The organism is Rhodococcus sp. 27YEA6 (genome assembly GCF_044908235.1).
Classification (GTDB): Bacteria; Actinomycetota; Actinomycetes; order Mycobacteriales; family Mycobacteriaceae; genus Rhodococcus_F; species Rhodococcus_F qingshengii.
Genome location: NZ_JBIYCY010000020.1, coordinates 12,559 through 31,762 on the forward strand (window position 1 = coordinate 12,559; position 19,204 = coordinate 31,762).

Genomic DNA, 19,204 nt, shown 5'->3' on the forward strand with positions numbered 1-19,204 from the left:
GATAGTCTGCCAATTATCGATCAGGTTGATCATCCTGGGATCCAGCAGCTACGGACAACGCCATGCCGATGAGGGTTTGGCGCTATCGGCCACTGCCTCGACAGCCTTCGGAGTGTGAACATGGACAGTGACAACACGTCGGAATGGAGTTTCTTACACGGCAAGCGCGTTCTCGACCTCTCTCGCCTTCTGCCCGGCCCGTTTGCGACGACGCTGCTCGCAGATCTGGGCGCCGACGTGGTCAAGGTCGAGAACCCGAAGCGACCTGATCCCACGCGGGCAGCTGGTGAACGGATGGCCTCGTTGAACAGGAACAAGCGATCGATCGCGCTCGATCTCCGTCTCGAATCCGATCGCGAGACGTTCCTTCGACTGGTCGAGACTGCAGATGCAGTGGTCGAGGGGTTCCGGCCACAGGTACTGGCAGGCATGGGACTCGGCTACGACGTACTTCGAAAAGCCAACCCACGCATCGTATTATGTTCGATCACCGGTTACGGGCAGTCCGGACCCTATGCCGACAAGCCGGGGCACGAATTGAACTTCCTCGGCCTTTCCGGCTTTTTCGCAGTTCCCGGGTGCACCGACGGAGTCGTCACTCGCCCTGGTATCCGGGCCGGTGATCTGGTGGGTTCGATGTACGCAGCACTGTCCATCTCGGTTGCTCTCGCCAGCGTGGACAAGCACGGACGCGGACAACACATAGACATTTCCCTCGCCGAGGCTGCAACCGCGTGGTGCGCGCCTTTCGCGCTCATGATCCGCGATATCGAGAACCCTACCGATTCACCGACCGTCCAGGGAGACAACGACATTTTCGAGACTTCCGACGGTTGCTTGCTTTCACTTGCCACTTTCGAAGACAGGTTCTGGATCGAGTTCCGCACAGCATTCAGCGCTGAGTTTCCAGCACTGAACACACTGCGCTACGACGATCGATGGACCCGAACACAGCACAAGGCTGAGTTGCGGGAACTCCTGGTCACCACCTTCGGTACGCACACATACGAGTGGTGGGAAAGATCGTTGACTGCGATCAATGCCCCATGGGCGCCGGTGTTCACCGACGCCGGACAGCTGATGAGCGATCCCCATGTCGTCGCTCGAAACCTGTTCAGCGAGGTCGCGACCGAAAACGGAGAAAGCTGGCCCCAGATGAGATTCCCGGCGCAATTCAGCTTGGGACTGAACAGTTTTCGACTTCCGACTCCATACGTGGGCGAGCACACCGAGTCGGTTCTCGACGAAGCCGCCGCGGCAACGGCGAGACGTGACAGCGGCTATTCGGATTTCAATTCGCCGTCGAAACCCGAAGACCAGTAGCGTCCCCGCAACGAAAGTTCGAGCAGCATCTCGGTGACTTCTTCCGGCGTCAGCGGTGGCGGGTCGGACTCGAGCCACCACTGCATGACCGCGATCTGTTCACCCACCCATGCCCGCGAGAGTACTTCGATGTCGATTCGCGGAGTAACCCCGAGCGCTTCTGCCCGTGCGGAAAATATCCGCACAGCGGCGACGCTGCGGTCTTCGACGAACTTTCGCAGCGCCTTGCCATCCCCCTCACCACGCAGGATCACACGGTAGACGTCACGTTCCTCAGCGGCATGCCTGAACATCTCGAGCACAGGCTTGCCGGTGAATCCGATCGAAGAGGCGGGAATGAGTGGACCGAGCCGCTCTTGCAGGTCATCGGCCAGATCGGACACGACTTGACCGAGCAAATCGTCTTTGTCGGTGTAGTGACTGTAGAACGTCGCCCGACCCAAATCTGCACGGTCCGTGATGTCTTCGACGGTGATCCCGGCATATCCCCGTTCCAGAACGAGCGAGACCAAGGCATCCCGCAGCAATCGTCGGGTACGCCGGACACGTCTGTCTTCTGGAGGCATTGGGTTCCCTTCCTTCGCACTGTTGTACGAAGCATAGTTCAACATTGACAGGACGATCGAATATAGACAGACTGTCCATTAACATTCGTGATGTCGATTTTCTCTGGAGATGTCCATGAACCTCGGTACTTATCTCGCCCGAAGCGCCAGCTACTACCCCGATCTCGAAGCCCTTGTCTGCGGCGAAGGCCGGTGGACCTACAGCGAGCTCGATACGGCCGCAAACCGTCTCGCGTCCGCTCTCGCAGTGACCGGGACACGGCCCGGACACATGATCGGAACCTTTGCCGGAAACTGCGGGGAACTCGTAGTGACCGAAATGGCCTTGTACAAGGGAGGATTCGTCAGGGTGCCGATCAACGCACGACTGGGCGCCGACGAACTCGGGCATATCCTCGCCGACGCCGATGTGCGTGTCCTCTTCGTCGACCCCGCCCATGCCGAGATGGCACTGAAGGTCGTCGCCGACGCAGGGCTGAACTGCAGGGTGATCGACTACAGCACTTCGACTCCCGGCGCGGACAGTTATCACGAACTGACGACAAGGGGCAGCGAAGACAACGTCGAGGTGGACGTCGACATTGACGCCCCGGCTGTCCTCAACTACACATCCGGGTCCACCGGCAAGCTCAAGGCTGCGGTCCAGAGTCACGGCAACCGCTTGGCGAACATGCGCAAGCGACTGATGAGCCCCGAAGGCGCGCCGACTGTTGGTGATCGCTACCTCGCCCCCGGCCCGATCACACACGCTTCCGGCATGGTTATGCTCGGAATGTTCGCCAGGGGCGCCGCAGTGGTGATCCTGCCGGCATGGGACACGAGGACGTTCCTGCAGACCATCGAACGTGAGCGGATCACCACCACCATGGTGGTCCCGACGATGCTCAACTTGCTGATGGACCATCCGTCGGTTACCGACGTCAACCTGAGCTCTCTGCGCTGCATCGGCGTAGGCGCAGCGCCGGTTTCTCCACAACGGTTGCGCGACGCGGTAAAGGTGTTCGGTCCCATCGTCATTCAGGGATACGGGCTCGGCGAAACGACCAGCGTCGTCACTGTCTTGACCGCTGAAGACGTGGTGCGCGGTATCGAATCCGACCCTGAGCTTCTTCTCTCGTGCGGCCGGCCGGCATACGACACCGATGTTCGCGTGGTCGACGACAACGGCGTACAGGTCCCGGCCGGCACGATCGGCGAGATCGTAGCCAGTGGTCCGGACTGTGTCCGCGAATACTTCCACGAACCCGAGCTGTCGGCTGAGACGTTCAGGAACGGCTGGGTCCACACGGGCGATGTCGGCTATTTCCGCGAAGACGGCTACCTGTTCATCGTCGACCGCAAGAAGGACATGATCATCTCGGGCGGATTCAACATCTACTGCAGCGAGGTGGAGGCCGCTTTGTACGAACATCCTGCCGTTTCCGAAGTCTGCGTAGTGGGAGTTCCCGATCCGAAGTGGGGCGAAGCAGTCAAGGCTGTTGTCGTGACCAGAGATGGAACTGACACCACCGCAATGGAATTGATCGCGCACTGCTCGACGCGTCTGGCAAGCATGAAGAAGCCACGTTCGGTCGACTTCGCAGATTCGTTGCCTGTCAACCGAAACGGCAAGATCGATCGCCGCGCGATTCGCGCGACCTACTGGACCACCGCTGACCGTCACGTCAACTGACAGGAAATAGACATGTCATTCGCTCTCACCCCTACCTACGAAGACAATCCAAGACTTCAATCGCTCGTCGAGCGTCTACGCGACTATCTCGACGGCGAACTAGCCGAGTACGAAGCCGAATTGGGTCTCACTCAAGAATCCCACTACATCCGTGAGACGCTCGAGCCAGTGTGGAGACGCAGCCGCGAACTCGGCTTCTACGGAATACACCTCCCCACCGAACTCGGCGGCCAGAACCTCACCTATACCGAACTCGCCGCACTCAAAGAAGAGGTCGGTGCATCGCCGCGGGTCCTCGCGACGTCCGTGCTCGGAGACATGGGTGGCCCACTCCGCGCGGGATCGATCTTTCAATACGCCACCGAGCACCAGTTGGAAAAGTACTTGATTCCGGTGCTGCGAGGAGAGAAGGCGTGCTGCTTTTCTCTCACCGAGAACGACGCAGGTTCCGATGTTCGCGGCATGCTCACCACAGCTACCCCGGACGGTGCCGGATGGCGCCTGAACGGCCACAAGGTGTTCTCGTCCGCGGGCCCCTTCGCCGACTTTTCGGTACTGATCGCAAAGATGGCATCCGACGGCGACGGACCGGATTCGTACTCGGCCTTCCTGGTCGACTTGGATTCTCCTGGCTGCACAGTGGCGGACGGTGACGTCCCGATGTCCGGTCAGCACATCGAAGCGGACATCATCCTCGACGGCTGCTACGTGGGGCCGGAACAGCTTCTCGGAAATGTGGGCGAAGGCTTGAGAATCGGACTCGGTCGAGTCACAGTCAACCGGTTGTTGCACTGCCCCACCGTCCTCGGCGGAGCCCGCCGAGCACTGGAATTGTCGTTGGAGTACAGCAAGACTCGCCAGGTGCAGGGCGCTCCTCTTGCGATGTTGCAGTCCATCCAACACAAACTCGCCGACATGGCGACCGACTACTACGCTGCGCGCTCGATGACCTACGACGCACTCGCCACACTCGATGCCGGTGGGAGTCCGCGTACCGAAGCATTTATGTGCAAGCTGTTCGTTGCCGAGAAGGCCTTCACCATCGCCGACCACGCAGTTCAGATTCACGGAAAAGCCGGGGTCATCCGTGGTTCGGAGGTCGAATCACTGTTCCAGCGGTTGAGGATGTTCCGAATCCTGACCGGCTCCTCCGAGATTCAGAAGAACGGAATCGCGCGTCAATTACTCACCACCTGAAGATCATTCAAGGACAGTCGTATCCAATTTCGCGCCCGCCAGGTCGTCATACGCTCGACGTGACGGCCTGGCGGGCACTCGACATTTCGGAGGCAATCACCGTGATCGATCACGAACCGGACTACAGATTCAGTCTTGCGAACGAACGAACATTTCTGGCTTGGATACGAACTGCGTTGGGGTTGTTGGCAGGCGGCGTCGCAGTCGGTCAGTTCTACGTATCCGAAAACGACAACAATATGTACAAAATGCTCGGAGTCGTGTGCACCGTCGTGGCGTCGGCTGTAGCGCTCGGCGCGCTCAGACACTGGAAGGCCGTCCAAACCGCGATGAGGCGTGATCTTCCCTTACCCACGTCACCGATGATCGCGCTTCTCGTCGGCGGGGTGTGTGTCGTTGCGGGTCTCGGCGTAGGGATGACCGTGTTGTGACGAAAAACGAGCCGCCCGGACTGCAACCCGAGCGAACCGTGCTCGCCTGGCGACGAACTGCCCTCTCCTCTGTGACTGTGTCAGTGATCATCGGTCGCGAAATCGCTTTGCATCCGTCCGTTCTACGAATCGCAGTGTTCGCCACGCTCATCATTACGACTGCCGGAGTCATCGTGGGCACGACAATCCGTCATCGTCGACTCACTCTGGACGACAAGGATTCTCGAGAAATACCGTTCATTGTCATGGCGACTTTGGCCGTAGGCGTCACGGTTGCGGGACTCGGCACCTGCACTGTCATCCAACTTTGAACAAAGAGATAGACAGTATGTCTATTTATGTATATTGTCTCCATTAATGCTCACTGTGACTCAGTGCACAGTCGACCGCCGAGCGCTGCCCACCGCGCCCAAGCAATCATCGGCATTTTTCGAGAGGGAACAATGACCACAGAACTTGCGGCACCTACTCAGTTTCCACGCAGTCGGCGAGGTAAGAACCTCGCACTCCTGACCGGCTCCACGGCAATGGACAACGCCGAAAGCAGCGTGACGTCCGTGCTCTTCCCTCTCATGCGCGAGGCCATGGGATTGTCATCCGCGGCGCTCGGCACGATCGTTGCAGTGGCCAAGGCCGTCGGGGTCTTCACGGCAATCCCCTGGGCGTTCCTTGCCCGACGATATTCTCGTAAGTCGGTACTTGCCATCTGTTCAGGGTTCTGGGGTGTCTGGGTAATCCTGGCCGGATTTTCCGGCAGTTTCACTCAGTTTCTCGTCCTCTATGCGATCGGCGCCGCAGGTTTCGCCGGCGCCGGCTCGATTGCATTGTCCATCCTCGGAGATCTGTACGAGGACGCCCGGAGGGGCCGCGCAACGGGATTGGTATACGGCGGCGTCGCCGTCATCACCGGCGCGACCGCCCCGATATTCGGGCTTTTGTCTCGCTTCGAAGATGGATGGCGCTACGGATACATCATCACCGGTGCAATCTGCATCGCCATCGGTGTGCTTATCATGCTTTTCCTCGACGATCCTGAATCCGGCGATGCGCCCGCACAGACGACCACCGACGATCTCGGCTCCAAAGCAAGATTCTGGCGCGAAGGGATACGAGAGCTACTCGCTATCAAGACATTCCGATACCTACTCGTACAACGCGCATTCTCGGGCCAGAACGTCATCATGAGCTTCAGCATCGTATTTCTCGTCGAGGAGCACGGATTCACGACCGCAACTGCTTCGATCATCGCACCGCCCTTCGCAATCGGGTACCTGCTCGGCACGTTCGTCGGCGGACGAGTCAACGACGCCGTACACGTCAAACGACCCCGAAACGGCCGCATCATCATGCTTCAGGCCAGCCAACTCGGATTCGCGGCCGCAGCACTGATCGCTACGCAGATTTCCTGGAACAGCATCGGCGCCTACGCGGTCTTGTTCGGGATCGTCGGCGTCCTTCAAGGTCAGGTCCCAGTGGTCAATCGGCCGATTATCATGGCCGTAGTTCGTCCGGAACTGCGAGCCCTGGCCTTTGCCGTCTCCGTCTCGACAGTCGAAGCGCTGGCCTACGCCGGATACGCTGTCTTGGTCGGAACTCTCGGCGACAGAATCGGATTGCAAGGCGCGCTCTTCATCGTCACCGTAGTGCTGACCACCGTCAACGGGGTCGCTTCAGGCGCACTGTATCGCCCCTACGCCCGCGACAGTGCGGCCCTACTCTCCGGGCCATCCGCCAACCCCCTACATGAACAGAATGCGCTTCGGCACTAGGCAATTCAGTTCATCAACTACGAACGCGGCAATCAACACTCCAACTCGGCAATCAAGACGGAAGTAGACCTCAGATGGCACGAAACATCGCAACGGGTGACATCCCCTGGGCGCGCGGATTCACCGACCCGGCCGACGTGCGCCAACAAGCCACAACCATACGAGAGATGGTAGCGACTCGCCGTGTGTGGCGCGGCGACGGACCCAAATGGACCCTCCCGACCGACTACACGGATCTGTCCGGTGTCACGTTGAACCTTCCGGATCAGCCGAAGCAGACGGTGTCCGAGTTCCTCGCGGGTGCGCACAGTGACGGTATCGCAGTGCTACATCGGGGGCGCATCGTGTACGAGAGTTACTTGCACGGTTGCAAACCGCACGAACCGCACCTCAATGCATCGATGGCGAAATCCTACGTCGGTTTGATGGCTGCACTGGTCGAAGCACAAGGATTGTTCGACCGCGACGATCGGGCGTCGAAATTCATTCCCGAGTTGGCAGGAACTGCGTTCGGAGACAATCGGATTCAGGACCTTCTTCACATGGGCACTGATGTAACGTACGGCGGTCGGCCGTTCCATCGCACCATCGAAGCCAGCCGTTTCTGGGCCGTAGTCGCCCCGAAGCTGCGCCCCATGAATTACCGCGGCCCGGAGACCATTCTCGAGCACCTCGCCACGGCACGTACTGCGGGCCCGACCGGCGTCGAATTCCGCTACGAGAACGGCAATGTCGAGACTGTCGGAGAAATACTGCGCCGCGTGACCGGAACTTCACTCGCCGAACTACTCAGTGAGCTGGTCTGGTCAAGAATCGGAGCCGAAGAAGATGCGTTCTACATAGTCGACTCCGCTGGAACGGAAATGGCGGCGGGCGGATTCAGTGCGACCCTTCGAGACGTGGCCAGAGTGGGTGAGATGATTCGTTGTGACGGTGCCGTCGAGGATCGTCAGGTGATCCCACCGCACATCGCGCGATCGATGACCGCGGGAGTGCCCGCAGGCTATCCTTCGGAGGTCAGAAGCCCGCGTGCCCCTGTCGATTCCCCCGCGACGATGAGCTACCACGACTACTGGTGGATCCTCAATGATCCGTTCGGATCGTTCATGGCAAGCGGAATCCATGGCCAGAGGCTCTTGATCTCACGCGACCTGGAGTTTGTGGTCGCGCATTTCGGAGCCCACATCCTTTCGCCTGCAATCGACACCCCGAACTTCGTACCCGCGTTCCTTCAGATCGGCACTCACTTGGTATCGAACGCTCGCGGAGCGGTCCCCGTCAGCTGAGGTTTCCTCACGCATTCAACCTGCGGCGGCTTCGAGCTCACTCAAGGATTCCTCGAGATGGCCGAGGAGCCGCTGCAAGTGCGGAACATTGCGGCGGCAGCCGACGAGCCCGAACTGCATGGTGGCCGCGTAGCCGATGACGGTGATGTTCATCGCCTGCCCGTCCAACGGAATCGATGCCGGGTAACAGCTCTCGAGCTTCGCGCCATTCCAATAGCGCGTCGTTGTCGGGCCGGGGACGTTGGAAATCACCAGATTGAAGACTGGACGCCCAGTGATCAGTCGGGATGAACCAGGGATCAGCGGCAGCCCGAGACCCGCGACGTTCAATGCACTGAGCGCCGTGATCTGCAGGGGCGTCAGGCCCGACATCAGAGACTTGGCGCTACTCATCGAGTCGTGAACTCTCTGAAGTCGGGCCGCCGGATCTGCCAATTCGGTTGCCAGATCACACAACACCGCACCTACGGCATTGCCGGAAGCCTCACCCTCTTCACCTTTGCGAAGGGATACCGGCACCATCGCGATCAACGGTTTGTCCGGCAACTCGTCCAGTTCGATCAGGTATCGCCGTAGCGCACCCGCGCACATTGCCAACACCGCATCGTTGAGCGTCACGTCTGCAACGCAGCTGACCTTGCGCAGGCGCTCGATCGGCCACGACTGCGCGGCGACACGCCTCGCTCCGGTGATCGGGACGTTGAAGATAGATTTCGGGGCAGCAAACGGCAACGGTGCGACGTGGTCCTTCACTGCCGAGGCAGCGGCGTTCACTATCGCAGGGCCGACCCCGACCACATCTTGCACAGTCTCGATCACGGAGCCCACCCGCCTCTGCAGGTCCAGCCCGCGACCGGCACGAACCCGCCCCGAAGAAGGTCGCTGCGCCCACGGAGGCATCGATTCTCGATCGAGCGGGTCCGACGAGAGGCTGCGGTACCACGCCTGAACAGCAGACACACCATCCATGAGCGCGTGGTGCGTCTTCATGTACACGGCAACTCGGCCGTCGGCGAGACCTTCGATCACGTACGCCTCCCACAGCGGCCGATGCCGATCGAGCAGCGTGCCGTGGAGCATGGAGGTCAGCTCGAGCAACTCGCGGACTCGCCCCGGCTTGGGCAGCGCGAGCAACCGGACGTGATATTCGAGATCGACGTCCTCGTCCTCCGTCCAACGCACCGGCGCGAAGTTCGACAAGAACTGCACCGGCTTGCGACGGAAGAGGGGCCGAATCGAGTCGACGTCGGTCAGCGAACGGTAGAGCGACCTGGCGAATTCGCCGTCGTCCCCTTCCGGCGGAACGAAAAGCGACAGGCCACCGACGTGCATGGGATGCTCCCGTGACTCCATCAGAAGGAACATCGAGTCGAGCGGCAGCATCAGCGTCATTGCGATCCGTTCTCTCGGGCAGCTGCCCGGAGTACCGATCAGCCGCTGTTCGACAAAGTTACTCGCCCTGACTTCCCTCATTGGCGACTCCGACAAAACATTGCCCCCTCGATTTCGACAGGAGTCCGATATTCCCGTCGACGAACGCCTTTTCGGGTCGAAGCACCTCACAGCGATTCGTGGGTGAATGACGAGACACAGAGCACTGCAACAAATTTCAATCCTCACAGCCACAAGTAGTAGCGGAGGCGATCGCAGTAATACTTTTGTCGGAATTGTTTCAAATTGTCTGTACATCCAAGTCACACGTGACTACCGTCACTCATCATCACAATCCCGACTGGTCGGTTGTACCCAAAGGAGAAATACATGTCCCGACGTTCGACGTCGCGTGGGCTTTTCGGCGCACTCGCCACCGCAACTGTGTTCGCCACCGCCGCTGCGGTGGGAAGCTTGTCAGCAAGCATTGCAGGAGCCGCCCCGGCAGCGGAGATCCCCTTCGGCGGTTGGGATTCATGTCCGATCGACAATCCCGAGACCAGCACCTGTATGGACGTCACGGTCACCGGCGGAAACATGAAGATCGGCAAGCTTTCCGTCAGCATTCCCGCCGGGGCGATGCGCATCGCAGGCGGAGTTGCATACCGGGAGAATCCAGAGGCTGAATTCGGATTCGACCAAGTATTCATCCCGCCGAACGACAACAGTCGGGGGATCTACGCCAAACCCATCGACATCCCCGGGGGCGCACTCGGAATCGACCTGCCATTCAACAATCTCTTCGGACTGAACAAGGCTTCGGCCACCGTAGAGTCGACGTCTGCACTCCCCACCGTGGATGCATTTCAGCTTGGTGTGAAGCTACCCGTCAAATTGAAGATCGCGAACCCTCTCCTCGGCGGCAAATGCTACCTGGGCTCGGACAACAACCCCGTCCAACTCAACTTGGATGTGACCGAATACGGTGTCCTCGAAGAGGTTCCAGGTTTCCCGGATACTGCCGTCGTTCGAAACACCGGGCACACCGGACAGCCCTTCGCGGTCCCGACAGCTTCCGGGTGTGGCCCGTTCGGCGTTCTGAATCCAATCGTCAACTGGCGCGCCGGGCTTCCCTCGTCCACCACGTCCAACTCCCTCGCCACGACGAGTGACGTCTACAACATCGGTGCCGACAGCCTCAGGCCCCAGCCGGCCGGCTCACCCGAACCCGCTGCCGTCGTTGCCGAACGTAGTGCCAACTAGCAATCCAACCCACTGCCACAGAACCGTCATCGACGACAGATTGCCACCTCGAAACGGAGTTCACTTGTCCATGCGCACAATACGATTCAGAGCCGCGCTCGCTGTCGTCGCAGCGGGAGTCCTCACTCTCGGGGCGGTGTCAACCGCGACGGCGGCCCCGCTGCCCAATGCGCCGTTCGGGGGCTGGGGAAAATGCCCGATAGCCAATCCGGAGACAAGCACCTGTGTCGACGTCGTCGTCAAAGGCGGCGAAATGAACATCAACGGGCTCAAAGTACCGATTCCTTCCGGCTCGTTGAATATCGCCGGCGGTGTCGCCTATCGCGAGAACCCCGACGCAGAATTCGGGTTCGACCAGATCTTCATTCCTCCCACTGACGGCACCAAAGGCGTCTATTCCAGCCCCATCGAGGTACCAGGAGGAATCTTCGGGCTCGGTATACCGTTCCCCGGCGGCTTGACCACCATCAAGGCAACAGTCGAACCGGTCGCGTTGCCAACAGTCGACGCATTCCAACTCGGTGTCACACTTCCGGCAAGATTGAAGATCTCCAACCCCTTGCTGGGCGGCAACTGCTATCTGGGTTCTGCGAGCAACCCGATCATGTTCAAACTCGGAGTGTCCGAGAATGGTGTCCTGGAAGAAGTTCCAGGATTTCCGGATACCGCCGCCGTCAGAAACGTGACGCACGCCGACCAGACGTTCGCGGTACCGGGCGCATCTGGATGTGGACTGTTCGGCGCATTGAATTGGGCAGTCAATCTTCGCGCCAACGTTCCGTCTTCGAGTGGTCACAACTCGTTGACCACCACAAGCGATGTGTTCAACATCGGCGCCGACAGCCTGCGGACGCAGTAGAGCAAGCACCGGCGACTCACGAAGTATCACCGACAACAAGGAGATATCGATGTCCCATGCAGTTCGCCGCACCACCATCGTCACAGCTGCCGCCGCAGCCGCGATTGCAGTCGCAGCCGGCACCGCTCTGGCTTCGACCGTCGTCACTCCAGCGGGTCAAACCGTGACTGCTTCGAGCAGCAATCTCAGTATCAAGACAGGAACGATCACACTTACCTGCTCCAGTACGACGGGCTCCGGGACCATCCCATCCGCGCCGGGTAATTCCAACACCGGCACCGGCGGAGTCAACGTCAATATCGGCACCCCCAGCCTGACCGGGTGCAAGGCTAACGGCCTACCCGCTGTGGTCACCACCTCCGGCTCGTGGCTATTGAACGTCTCGGCAGACACCGGATCGGCTCAGGGATCCCTGGTCATTCCTGCAGGAGGCGCAGTCGTGACGATGCCCGGATCCACGTGCACAGTCACCGTCGGGGCCAGCACTGTCGGACCGCTGCCATTCGATATTCCCAACCAGCGCGTCGTGGCCAGCAACACCGGCACTGTGAACTACACGCGTACCGGCACCGGGCCCGTCTGCCCCGCCGCAGCCACTGGCACGGCAACCATGTCCGGCACACTGCAGTTCGCGTCGGCCTCGCCGATCAACGTGACGCCGTAACGATCGACAGCTAGACAATAGGCTCGTTGGGGGATCGACGCTTCCGTCGCTCCCCCAACGAACGTCCTGTGGACCGGGTCCGCACACGATCGCCTTCGGTTACGCCACGAAGCGGACCGGCGCGTTATCCATCTCCTGCTTCGGTGGCGTCGAGTAACGCGCCAAGGGCGCGGTGGAGCTCGGCGAGTTCCCGCCCTCCGGTTTTCGTCAGCACTTCCGTATTCTTTGCATCCAATTGGCGGACAATGTCTTTAGCGAGCTCTATGACTCGTTTGCCCTCGTCACTGAGATCGAGGCGAACGGCTCGCGCATCGCGACTATCGCGTTCACTGACAACAAACCCGCTCTTCTCCAACGCTCGCACGAGCTTGGATATGTAGATTCGCTGCAATCCTGTGTGCACTGAGAGTTCTCGCTGACTCGGCCTCTCCCCCGCACTCACCAGACCATGCAGAGACGCGAGCACTGAATACTGGGCGTGAGTCAACCCCAGGTGCGCGATCGCTCGGTCAACCCCCGCCCGCCAGCGCAAGCCAAGGTGCCACACCAGCGACCCTGTCGTCCGTGTTTCTCGATCTTGCATACAAATAGAATACATGGCTACTATCTCAATTAGAGTATATGGAAACTATTTGAGGAGTCGCAATGCCCACAATTCCCGTGCTCGACTCGACCATGGCCTACCGCTCGCGCGGTGAAGGACCACCCTTCGTACTCATCCACGGAAACCCCACATCCTCGCACTTGTGGCGAAACATCCTGCCGCAGATAGGAAATCTGGGCCACGCACTTGCCCCTGACCTCATCGGAATGGGGCGGTCAGGCAAACCGCCAATCAACTATGGCTTCCTCGACACCGCCCGCTACCTCGACGCCTGGTTCGACCAGATGGAACTCGACGACGTCGTACTCGTCGGACACGACTGGGGCGGGGCGCTTGCACTGGACTGGGCTGCCCGCCACCCCGATCGCGTCCGAGGTGTGGCCTTCTTCGAAACGATCCTTCGTCCGATGACCTGGGACGAACACTTCCCAGGAGAGGCACGGGCACGGGTGGAAGCTCTGAGGGACTCCGACACAGGAGAGACGAAGGTACTCGACGAGAACTTCTTTCTCGAAATAGCGCTTCACAGAACGGTTCTCGGTGAAATGACCGAAACCGATGCCGAGGCCTATCGCTCCCCTTATCCGTCACGAGAGAGTCGCCGACCCCTTCTCGAGTGGCCACGATCCTTCCCCATCGAAGGAACTCCCGGTGACGTGAATGCACGTGTGGCGGCGTACAGCGATTGGCTCGCAGAAAGCACCGACGTACCCAAACTTCTTCTCACCTTCAGCGGCCCCGCAGAACTTCTCATGATCGGACCTGACGAAGTCACGTGGAGCCGATCGAATATCGCAAATCTCGAGGTGGAACAGTGCGGTCCCGCAGGACATCTCGCCCCCGAGGATCAGCCTGCGGCCATCGCGGCGGCGATCACCGAATGGACACAGCGGCAACACTGTTTCAACCGCGAGTGACGTGGGACCGTCGCCAAGTACTCTGAGGGCCGGTTTCCCCGACCCATGCGGTAGCGATCCAGACGATGCTCCGAAATATGGGACCGACACCACCTCCGCCGGATTTGTCCGATATAACTAACTGGCGAGTACGCCGGTTGGGACGAGGTCGAGAACGAGGGGGCGTGTGTGGTGAACGAGGACGGGTTGGGGCGAACGTCAGGATCGGGGGCTCCACACCGGGTGGGCGGCTTTCTCTATCACCGCAACGGCGATCGGTGGGAGTGGTCGGACGAAGTTGCACGGATTCACGGATACGAACCCGACCAAGTAGCTCCGACGACAGAATTGATGCTCTCGCACAAGCATCCCGACGACCGAAGACACGTTGCTCAAACACTGCACGCCATCCGCACTTCAGGCGGACCGTTCAGCAGCCGCCACCGCATCATCGACACTGCAGGGGACACTCACTCGGTAATCGTCGTCGGCGACAGCGTCGTGGACGAGTCGGGTGCCGTGGTCGGCAGCTCAGGCTTCTACATCGACGTCACCGAAACCCTCGACAGTACGGTGAAAGCGTCTGTCGACGTGCTGGTCAACGAAATCACCGCTTCTCGCGGAGTAATCGAGCAAGCCAAAGGCATGCTCATGGTGATCTACGGCATTTCGGCCGATCTCGCCTTCGACATCCTCGTGTGGCGTTCTCAAGAGACCAACGTGAAACTCCGGGATGTTGCCGAACAGTTGATAGTTCGAACGCTTGACGACTTCCGGGTCCCGACACTACTGCGGACCCGATTCGATCACGTGCTGTTACAGGGTTGAATGACAACAGGGTTGAGGGATCTGCTTAAGGCGGTTCCCGTGGCTGGCTGCTCAACCTCGAGGAACCTCGCCCGCATTGATTCCGGGACGGTCCGATGCGGCCTATCCCCGTTGTTACCCAACGCGGAGTAAAAGGAAACTACTCGTCGTCAGACTTCTCGTCGGAGGTCTCCTCGACCAGTTCAGGCGCCTGTTCTCGCGTTGCCATTCCCCCGTCGCCGCCCTTGTCCACGGGTCCTGGGTGCCCGCCCTTGGGCGACTGGTCGTTGTCGTCTTTGTCGGTCATGCGATCGTCCTCATCATCTCGTCGTCTCGGTCCTGGAGCCGGCGCAAAGAGACCGGGACCCAGCTCCATCTCAATCTAACGCGCTCAGGACTTCTCGCAACCCTCACCGATTTTGTTTGCATTTCAGTGCTTTCGGGCAGGTGACTGCGAACAGCATTTCCACGATGAGAGGTCGATCCCAGTGCGCGCAGTGACTTGGCAAGGCAAACGGAAAGTAAGCGTCGATACGGTTCCGGACCCGAAGATCGTCGAACCCACCGACGCAATCATCAAGGTCACCACGACGAATATCTGCGGATCCGATCTGCACCTGTACGAGACTCTGGGTGCGTTCATGAATGCCGGCGACATTCTCGGCCATGAACCGATGGGAATCGTCGAAGAAGTCGGTTCGGAAGTCACGAATCTCGAGATAGGTGACCGCGTCGTGATTCCGTTCCAGATCTCGTGTGGCAACTGTTTCATGTGCGATTCGAGCCTCTACACACAGTGCGAGACGACGCAGGTCCGCGATCAGGGAACGGGCGCAGCATTGTTCGGCTTCTCCGAGCTCTACGGCTCGGTGCCCGGCGGGCAGGCTGAGTACCTCCGAGTACCGCAAGCACATTTCACACACATCAAAGTTCCCGAAGGTCCCGCGGATTCGCGATTCGTCTACCTCTCCGACGTGCTCCCCACCGCTTGGCAGTCGGTCGAATACGCCGACATTCCGCCGGGTGGGTCCGTGACAATCCTCGGCCTCGGACCGATCGGTGACATGGCGGCTCGTATCGCCCACCACAAGGGGTTTCGAGTAATCGGTGTGGACCGTGTACCCGAACGCCTTGCGCGCCTTGCCGAACGCGGTATCGAGACCCTCAACCTGGACGACTACGGCAGCAAGATCGGCGATGCCATCAGAGACGCGACAAACGGCCGCGGAACCGATTCGGTGATCGACGCTGTCGGTATGGAAGCGCACGGGTCTCCGATCGGAAAGCTCGCGCAGCAGTTCGTCGGACTCCTTCCCGATGCTCTTGCCGCGCCTGCGATGCGTAACGCAGGAATCGATCGCCTTGGCGCTGTCTATTCGGCCATCGACATCGTTCGGCGCGGCGGAACCATTTCTTTGATCGGTGTCTACGGCGGAATGGTCGATCCGCTGCCGCTGATGACCATGTTCGACAAGCAGATTCAGCTCAGGATGGGCCAGGCGAACGTCAAGAAGTGGGTAGAGGACATCATGCCCCTGCTCACTGACGACGACCCACTCGGCGTCGACACCTTTTCCACCCATCAGCTGCCGCTCGAGGAGGCGCCACACGCCTACGAGATCTTCCAGAAGAAGCAGGAAGGCGCGGTCAAGATCCAACTGAAACCGCACCTGTAGTTCAACGCCGATCAGTTCGACGGTTCATCCGCCACGTCCGCATCTTGTTCGCGAAACCACCGATCGTCATACTCACACCTCACACACGCTCGACAGAAAGAACCTGAAACCGAAATGGCTCGCGAACTTACCGTCTCCGACAGCATCGTCGTCAGCTCCCACGCGCTTTCCCTCTACGAGGTCATCAGCGATCCCACTCGTATGGGTGCCTGGAGTCCCGAAAACATAGGCGCAACCTTGCGGGGAGACCGCGAAAGCGCTTTCCTGGGCATGGAGTTCGACGGGCACAACAAGCGTGGGCGCGCGCAGTGGACCACGCGATGCACAGTCACCGCTGCCGAGGCCGGGAAGCTCTTCGAATTCCGTGTTCACAAGATCGGCCTCGGTACTCCCCGGATCCCCGCCTCTATCGCAACCTGGCAGTACCGATTCTCGCCGGTGCCCGACGGAACCCGAGTTACCGAAACGTGGACCGACGACAGGCGCGGCTGGCCGGACTTCGCCGCCGACATGTTCGACAAAATTGCCACCGGAGGAAAGACCTTCGCCGACTTTCAGCGCGGCAACATCCGCAAGACGCTCCTGAACCTCAAGAACGCAGTTGAGCAGGAGGTTTCCGGAATCGAAGGTAACGTCGGCTGACCGGCCGACACCATTTGTGGCAGTTTCTGCCACTTTTGGTACAGTGCGGATATGGCAACAGCCCGCCGCACTGCACTACTTCTCCGCGTCTCGCAGAGTTGTGCTGCCGCTTTCGTCGAACGCGGCGACACTTCGACGACCATCGCGGAGCTCGCCGAGCGGGCAGAAATCTCCGAGCGAACGTTCTACCGTTGCTTCGCCACCAAAGAGGAGAGCATCTGGCCGATGCTCGACGAGGGAAACCGCAGTCTGGCCACCGCACTCAGCGCGCAAGCCCGCGAATTCGGGCTCGCAGCGGCTGTGAAGAATGCCTTTATCGCATCGGTCGGCGAGTCCTTCGAGCCGATGACCCGGTCACTGATGCCCATCATCTTCGGTGATGCGGCACTCCGGAGAGTTTGGGAATCAGCAACTTTCGAGACGATGGAACTGATCCGCCCAGAAGTCGCACGCCTGATCGACCGTCCGGAAACCTCGCTCGACACCACAGCGGCTTCGGGCCAGGCAACACTTGCGGTAGTCGCCGCACTGCGTGAGATGGCAGACCTCCGGACGCCCGCACCCGAGGCCATCACCCGCGCGCTCGGGGCGTTCTCGAAGCCATATCTCGTAACACCTACAGGTAAGGAACAATCATGACTCAGGATCTCTCCGGAAAAATCGTTCTCGTCACCGGCGGCGCACGCGGCCTGGGCGAGGCGTTTGCCCGCGGCATCGTCGCGGGCAACGGCCGCGTCGTCATCGGCGACCTACTCGACGACGACGGTCGAGCAGTGGCCGAATCTCTCGGCGACGCAGCGCGTTACGTTCACCTCGACGTCACCGATCCAGCGTCTTGGAAGTCCGCCGCCGAGTACGCGGTATCCGAGTTCGGCGCGATCAACGGTTTGGTCAACAACGCCGGAATCTCGGCGTCCGGCCAGACAGTCGCCGAGGAACCACTCGAGACGTTCCAGCGCATCATCCAGATCAACCTGGTGTCCGTGCACACCGGTATCCACACGGTGGTGCCGTTCATGAAGGCAGCCGGCGGCGGATCCATCGTGAACATCTCCTCGGCCGCCGGCCTGATGGGCATGGCCCTGACCAGCGGTTACGGCGCAGCCAAGTGGGGCGTGCGTGGGCTGAGCAAGATCGCCGCCGTCGAACTCGGCCGCGACAAGATCCGGGTCAACTCGGTTCACCCCGGCATGGTCCTGACGCCCATGACTGCACCGACGGGTATCAGCCTCGAAGAGGGCGCATTCCCCAACAATCCGTATCGCCGTGTCGGTCGCCCGGAGGAGTTGGTCGGCGCGGTCACCTACCTGCTTTCCGACGATGCCTCGTACACAACGGGTTCCGAGATCGCCGTCGACGGCGGTTGGACTGCCGGCCCGTCGATCGAATACATCGCCGGCCAGTAACAGCCTTGCAGACTCACGTATGCAGAATTTGCGCGATGCCAAGTTGGAGGTCGCGCAAATTCACGGCCGGACCGAGGGTGTGGTGAGGAGGAGGGCCGGTAACAGCAATCAATGCCTCCTTCGCCGCACGCACGGCTGATGTCGGCTGGCGAACAATCTCCTCTACCAAATCCCGAACAGTCGACGCGAGGAGCTCGCCGTACACACACCGATTCGCCAAACCTGTTGTTACCGCGTCCGGTCCCTTCACCAGCCGTCCGGTGTAGTGCAGTTCAGCGGCCACAGCCGGTCCCACAACACGGACAAGGCGCGCCGCGAATGCCGGACTGGGTCGAATCCCGAGACGCGCAATAGGCATTCCGATTCTGGCGGAAGTCGCCACGACTCGAATATCGCACGCGAGTGCCAACTGACACCCTGCTCCAGCTGCTACGCCGGAAATCTGTGCGATGACAGGAACGGGACAAATTTCGATAGCGCGGAAGGCTGCCTCCATTTGCGCGAACGACTCCTCCACGTCCTCGGCACAGGCACCAACCCACTCGGTGACATCGGACCCGGCGCAGAAGGTATCGCCGACGCCGCGAAGGACGACAACACCGAGCGATGCGTGGGTCGAGACGCCAATGATCTGATGCGCGAGATCTTTCCAAGCATCACCGTTCAAAGCGTTTCGACGACGGCCTGTGCCGATCGTCACCGTCGCGATTGGGCCGTCGAACGTCACATCGACCATGCCGGAGTCGCGCCGGCTCGGCCTCATAGCAGAAAC

The 19,204-nt window shown here is 60.2% G+C and carries 21 protein-coding genes; 16 read left to right on the top strand and 5 right to left on the bottom strand.

The genetic code is table 11. The features are described from left to right. The first annotated feature begins 120 nt into the window (after positions 1-120). Positions 121-1,323 (top strand): CaiB/BaiF CoA-transferase family protein, encoded by a 1,203-nt coding sequence (locus ABH939_RS29690; protein WP_063314920.1) that lies wholly within the window; start codon positions 121-123, stop codon positions 1,321-1,323. On the opposite strand, the gene ABH939_RS29695 is transcribed toward ABH939_RS29690, so the two are convergent. After that, the gene (locus ABH939_RS29695) at positions 1,281-1,889 is read right to left on the bottom strand and encodes a TetR/AcrR family transcriptional regulator (protein WP_007734687.1); all 609 of its coding nucleotides are present in this window, start codon (positions 1,887-1,889) and stop codon (positions 1,281-1,283) included. The two genes, ABH939_RS29690 and ABH939_RS29695, sit on opposite strands and share 43 nt — an antisense overlap. A gap of 115 nt (positions 1,890-2,004) precedes the next feature. Here ABH939_RS29695 and ABH939_RS29700 point away from each other — a divergent pair, with 115 nt between their 5' ends. From ABH939_RS29700 to ABH939_RS29725, 6 genes are all read left to right on the top strand, one after another. Next, positions 2,005-3,561 (top strand): long-chain fatty acid--CoA ligase, encoded by a 1,557-nt coding sequence (locus ABH939_RS29700; RefSeq protein WP_404650590.1) that lies wholly within the window; start codon positions 2,005-2,007, stop codon positions 3,559-3,561. A gap of 12 nt (positions 3,562-3,573) precedes the next feature. Next, positions 3,574-4,758, top strand: a complete 1,185-nt coding sequence (locus ABH939_RS29705; protein ID WP_063314921.1) for an acyl-CoA dehydrogenase family protein — start codon at positions 3,574-3,576, stop codon at positions 4,756-4,758. Between the two features lie 59 nt (positions 4,759-4,817). After that, positions 4,818-5,189, top strand: a complete 372-nt coding sequence (locus ABH939_RS29710; RefSeq protein ID WP_081557457.1) for a YidH family protein — start codon at positions 4,818-4,820, stop codon at positions 5,187-5,189. Then, positions 5,186-5,500, top strand: a complete 315-nt coding sequence (locus ABH939_RS29715) for a DUF202 domain-containing protein (RefSeq protein WP_404650591.1) — start codon at positions 5,186-5,188, stop codon at positions 5,498-5,500. The genes ABH939_RS29710 and ABH939_RS29715 overlap by 4 nt, the downstream gene beginning before the upstream one ends. A 132-nt stretch (positions 5,501-5,632) precedes the next feature. After that, positions 5,633-6,958 carry an MFS transporter gene (locus ABH939_RS29720; protein WP_083058333.1) on the top strand — a complete coding sequence of 442 codons (1,326 nt, stop codon included), beginning with the start codon at positions 5,633-5,635 and terminating at the stop codon, positions 6,956-6,958. 74 nt (positions 6,959-7,032) lie between these two features. Beyond that, positions 7,033-8,244: a serine hydrolase domain-containing protein gene (locus tag ABH939_RS29725; RefSeq protein ID WP_404650592.1), complete on the top strand. Its 1,212-nt coding sequence runs from the start codon at positions 7,033-7,035 to the stop codon at positions 8,242-8,244. Between the two features lie 15 nt (positions 8,245-8,259). Here ABH939_RS29725 and ABH939_RS29730 read toward each other — a convergent pair whose 3' ends face one another. Further along, positions 8,260-9,636, bottom strand: coding sequence for a wax ester/triacylglycerol synthase family O-acyltransferase (locus ABH939_RS29730; protein ID WP_404650602.1), 1,377 nt, complete (start codon positions 9,634-9,636; stop codon positions 8,260-8,262). Between the two features lie 369 nt (positions 9,637-10,005). Here ABH939_RS29730 and ABH939_RS29735 point away from each other — a divergent pair, with 369 nt between their 5' ends. The 3 genes from ABH939_RS29735 (at position 10,006) to ABH939_RS29745 (ending at position 12,401) form a co-directional block, all read left to right on the top strand. After that, entirely contained in the window at positions 10,006-10,878 is an 873-nt protein-coding gene (locus ABH939_RS29735; protein WP_007734676.1) for a hypothetical protein, read from the top strand. Positions 10,879-10,948: 70 nt separating this feature from the next. Further along, a complete protein-coding gene (locus ABH939_RS29740) occupies positions 10,949-11,737 on the top strand; it encodes a hypothetical protein (RefSeq protein WP_021333197.1) in 789 nt (262 codons plus the stop codon). A 49-nt stretch (positions 11,738-11,786) separates the two neighbouring features. After that, positions 11,787-12,401, top strand: a complete 615-nt coding sequence (locus ABH939_RS29745) for a hypothetical protein (protein ID WP_064074092.1) — start codon at positions 11,787-11,789, stop codon at positions 12,399-12,401. A 124-nt stretch (positions 12,402-12,525) separates the two neighbouring features. On the opposite strand, the gene ABH939_RS29750 is transcribed toward ABH939_RS29745, so the two are convergent. Beyond that, positions 12,526-12,999: a MarR family winged helix-turn-helix transcriptional regulator gene (locus ABH939_RS29750; RefSeq protein ID WP_404650593.1), complete on the bottom strand. Its 474-nt coding sequence runs from the start codon at positions 12,997-12,999 to the stop codon at positions 12,526-12,528. Between the two features lie 47 nt (positions 13,000-13,046). On the opposite strand from ABH939_RS29750, the gene ABH939_RS29755 reads away from it, so the two are divergent. Both ABH939_RS29755 and ABH939_RS29760 read left to right on the top strand, forming a co-directional pair. Beyond that, entirely contained in the window at positions 13,047-13,922 is an 876-nt protein-coding gene (locus ABH939_RS29755; RefSeq protein ID WP_064074093.1) for a haloalkane dehalogenase, read from the top strand. A gap of 168 nt (positions 13,923-14,090) precedes the next feature. Beyond that, positions 14,091-14,729: a PAS and ANTAR domain-containing protein gene (locus ABH939_RS29760; protein WP_404650594.1), complete on the top strand. Its 639-nt coding sequence runs from the start codon at positions 14,091-14,093 to the stop codon at positions 14,727-14,729. Between the two features lie 139 nt (positions 14,730-14,868). On the opposite strand, the gene ABH939_RS29765 is transcribed toward ABH939_RS29760, so the two are convergent. Continuing rightward, positions 14,869-15,015 carry a hypothetical protein gene (locus ABH939_RS29765; RefSeq protein WP_003945804.1) on the bottom strand — a complete coding sequence of 49 codons (147 nt, stop codon included), beginning with the start codon at positions 15,013-15,015 and terminating at the stop codon, positions 14,869-14,871. A 181-nt stretch (positions 15,016-15,196) separates the two neighbouring features. Here ABH939_RS29765 and ABH939_RS29770 point away from each other — a divergent pair, with 181 nt between their 5' ends. From ABH939_RS29770 to ABH939_RS29785, 4 genes are all read left to right on the top strand, one after another. Beyond that, positions 15,197-16,384: a zinc-dependent alcohol dehydrogenase gene (locus ABH939_RS29770; RefSeq protein WP_404650595.1), complete on the top strand. Its 1,188-nt coding sequence runs from the start codon at positions 15,197-15,199 to the stop codon at positions 16,382-16,384. A gap of 114 nt (positions 16,385-16,498) precedes the next feature. Next, positions 16,499-17,026, top strand: a complete 528-nt coding sequence (locus ABH939_RS29775) for an SRPBCC family protein (protein WP_058037542.1) — start codon at positions 16,499-16,501, stop codon at positions 17,024-17,026. Between the two features lie 51 nt (positions 17,027-17,077). After that, on the top strand, positions 17,078-17,665 hold the full coding sequence (locus ABH939_RS29780) for a TetR/AcrR family transcriptional regulator (protein WP_064688499.1): 588 nt from the start codon (positions 17,078-17,080) through the stop codon (positions 17,663-17,665). Next, complete coding sequence (locus ABH939_RS29785) at positions 17,662-18,432, top strand: glucose 1-dehydrogenase (RefSeq protein ID WP_003945779.1); 771 nt, start codon at positions 17,662-17,664, stop codon at positions 18,430-18,432. The genes ABH939_RS29780 and ABH939_RS29785 overlap by 4 nt, the downstream gene beginning before the upstream one ends. A 13-nt stretch (positions 18,433-18,445) precedes the next feature. On the opposite strand, the gene ABH939_RS29790 is transcribed toward ABH939_RS29785, so the two are convergent. Then, on the bottom strand, positions 18,446-19,195 hold the full coding sequence (locus ABH939_RS29790) for an enoyl-CoA hydratase/isomerase family protein (protein ID WP_099696961.1): 750 nt from the start codon (positions 19,193-19,195) through the stop codon (positions 18,446-18,448). Positions 19,196-19,204: the final 9 nt, after the last annotated feature.

Excerpts from the sequence above, each read along its gene's own strand:
- ABH939_RS29695 (WP_007734687.1), bottom strand. The coding sequence starts at position 1,889 with ATGCCTCCAGAAGACAGACGTGTCCGGCGTACCCGACGATTGCTGCGG.
- ABH939_RS29765 (WP_003945804.1), bottom strand. The coding sequence starts at position 15,015 with ATGACCGACAAAGACGACAACGACCAGTCGCCCAAGGGCGGGCACCCA.
- ABH939_RS29730 (WP_404650602.1), bottom strand. The coding sequence starts at position 9,636 with ATGACGCTGATGCTGCCGCTCGACTCGATGTTCCTTCTGATGGAGTCA.
- ABH939_RS29735 (WP_007734676.1), top strand. The coding sequence starts at position 10,006 with ATGTCCCGACGTTCGACGTCGCGTGGGCTTTTCGGCGCACTCGCCACC.
- ABH939_RS29775 (WP_058037542.1), top strand. The coding sequence starts at position 16,499 with ATGGCTCGCGAACTTACCGTCTCCGACAGCATCGTCGTCAGCTCCCAC.
- ABH939_RS29745 (WP_064074092.1), top strand. The coding sequence starts at position 11,787 with ATGTCCCATGCAGTTCGCCGCACCACCATCGTCACAGCTGCCGCCGCA.
- ABH939_RS29785 (WP_003945779.1), top strand. The coding sequence starts at position 17,662 with ATGACTCAGGATCTCTCCGGAAAAATCGTTCTCGTCACCGGCGGCGCA.
- ABH939_RS29790 (WP_099696961.1), bottom strand. The coding sequence starts at position 19,195 with ATGAGGCCGAGCCGGCGCGACTCCGGCATGGTCGATGTGACGTTCGAC.
- ABH939_RS29700 (WP_404650590.1), top strand. The coding sequence starts at position 2,005 with ATGAACCTCGGTACTTATCTCGCCCGAAGCGCCAGCTACTACCCCGAT.
- ABH939_RS29705 (WP_063314921.1), top strand. The coding sequence starts at position 3,574 with ATGTCATTCGCTCTCACCCCTACCTACGAAGACAATCCAAGACTTCAA.
- ABH939_RS29690 (WP_063314920.1), top strand. The coding sequence starts at position 121 with ATGGACAGTGACAACACGTCGGAATGGAGTTTCTTACACGGCAAGCGC.
- ABH939_RS29750 (WP_404650593.1), bottom strand. The coding sequence starts at position 12,999 with ATGTATTCTATTTGTATGCAAGATCGAGAAACACGGACGACAGGGTCG.
- ABH939_RS29755 (WP_064074093.1), top strand. The coding sequence starts at position 13,047 with ATGCCCACAATTCCCGTGCTCGACTCGACCATGGCCTACCGCTCGCGC.
- ABH939_RS29740 (WP_021333197.1), top strand. The coding sequence starts at position 10,949 with ATGCGCACAATACGATTCAGAGCCGCGCTCGCTGTCGTCGCAGCGGGA.
- ABH939_RS29780 (WP_064688499.1), top strand. The coding sequence starts at position 17,078 with ATGGCAACAGCCCGCCGCACTGCACTACTTCTCCGCGTCTCGCAGAGT.
- ABH939_RS29720 (WP_083058333.1), top strand. The coding sequence starts at position 5,633 with ATGACCACAGAACTTGCGGCACCTACTCAGTTTCCACGCAGTCGGCGA.
- ABH939_RS29725 (WP_404650592.1), top strand. The coding sequence starts at position 7,033 with ATGGCACGAAACATCGCAACGGGTGACATCCCCTGGGCGCGCGGATTC.